Raw genomic sequence first — 2,012 nt, 5'->3', positions numbered from 1 at the left:
CACCACTGCACCAGCGCCAGAACCTCACCCACGACACCGTGCACACGGTCCGCGGTCTCCGTACCGGACCCGGACCCCACCGGGCACGGAACGACGACGACGTCCGGTGTCCCTTCCGACTCCCGCAGTGCGTCGAAGTCCGCGACAGTCGCGATCACCAGCGTGTCGGTGGCGGAGGGAGGAGTGAACGGTGTCCACTCCAGCCCGAACAGCTGATCGCCGCCCCCGGCACCGCGCAATTGCTCCGCCGGGACGGCCCTCAACGACAGCGACGCGACCGAGGCCACCGGGTCACCTGCGCCGTCGGCCACGGCCAGCGTCACCGAACCGGTGGCCGTCCGCGACAGCTTCACCCGCGCCATCGCCGCACCGGCAGCCTGCACGACGACGCCGGACCACGCGAACGGCAGGGCCGGCCCGTCGTCCAGCGACACCAGCCCACCGGCGGCCAGGGCGTGCAGGGCTGCGTCCAGCAGCGCCGGATGCAGGGCGAACGCCGTCGCCTCGGCAGTCGACTCCTCCGGCAGCTCGACCTCTGCGAAGACGTCGTCCCCGCCGCGCCACACCGAGCGCAGGCCCTGGAAGACCGGACCGTAGTCCAGGCCCGCAGCGGCCATGCCCTCGTAGAACGCCGTCAGGTCGACGGCCTCCACACCCGCCGGCGGCCACGCGCCGAGATCCGCGGGGGACGGTGCCTCTGCCGAGGACAGCACACCCGTCGCATGCCGCAGCCACGAACCGTCATCGACGCGCGAGTGCACGCTCAGCTGCCGCCGGCCTGACTCGTCCTCCGGGCCGACAGCCACCTGAAGGGTGACGCCACCACGCTCGGGCACGACCAGGGGAAGCTCAAGGGTGAGGTCTTCGACGGATCCGCACCCCGTCTCGTCGCCCGCCCGGATCGCCAGCTCGACGAACGCGGTGCCGGGCAGCAGAACGGTCCCGTTCACGGCGTGGTCGGCGAGCCAGGGGTGGGTTTCGAGGGAAAGCAGTCCGGTGAGCAGGACCCCGTCGCTGCCGGCCGTCGCAATCGCGGCACCGAGGAGCGGATGGTCCGCCGCCCCCAGGCCGGCGGCCCGGACGTCACCGGACGTCTGGGGAACGTCGAGCCAGTAGCGCTCGCGCTGGAAGGCGTACGTGGGCAGGTCCACGCGGCGGGCGCCGGGCAAGAGCGCCTGCCAGTCGGGCGAGATGCCCTGGGTGTACAGCTGCCCGAGGGCGCTGACGAGGGCGTACGGCTCGGGCCGGTCGACGCGCAGGGCGGGAACGGTGACGACGTCCGTACCGTCGTCGAAGCAGCCCTGGACGAGGGCGCTGAGCACACCACCCGGACCGATCTCCACGAACGTGGTCACGCCCAGCTCGCCGAGGGTCTCGACACCATCGGCGAAACGGACCGCCTCACGGACGTGCCGCACCCAGTACTCCGGGGTGTACGCCTCGGCCAGACGACCGGTGAGGTTCGAAACGACGGGAATCCGCGGCTCGTTGAAGACCAGACCGCCGACGACCTCCGCGAACTCCTCCAGCATGGGCTCCATCAACGGCGAATGGAACGCGTGACTGACCTTCAGCCTGGACGTCTTACGACCCTGAGCGGCGAACACCTCGGCAATCGCCGCAACCGCGCCCTCCACACCCGAAATGACCACCGACCGAGGACCGTTGACCGCCGCGACACCGACCTCGTCGGTCAAGTGCGGCAGCACGTCGTCCTCGGTGGCCTGGACCGCGACCATCGCACCGCCGGCGGGCAGCGCCTGCATCAACGCGGCACGCGCCGACACCAGCTTCGCCGCGTCCTCGAGCGACAGCACCCCGGCCACATGAGCGGCCGCGATCTCGCCCACCGAATGCCCGGCCACGAAGTCCGGCCGCACACCCCACGACTCCAGCAGACGGAACAGCGCCACCTCGACCGCGAACAACGCCGGCTGCGCCGAACCCGTCCGGTCGAGCGCCTCCGAGTCGACATCGACCGGCGCGTCCAGGAGCGCGCACACCTCGTCGTA

The 2,012-nt window shown here is 71.5% G+C and carries 1 protein-coding gene; it reads right to left on the bottom strand.

All coding sequences use genetic code 11. From position 1 onward, the window contains the following. Positions 1 to 2,012: acyltransferase domain-containing protein (locus tag ACZ60B_RS42885; protein ID WP_469397509.1), on the bottom strand; the 2,012-nt coding region annotated here is incomplete at both ends.

The organism is Streptomyces sp. NPDC104096 (genome assembly GCF_055584385.1).
The sequence above is the reverse complement of the archived record's forward strand: the minus strand, read 5'-3'. Positions and strand labels throughout refer to the sequence as shown.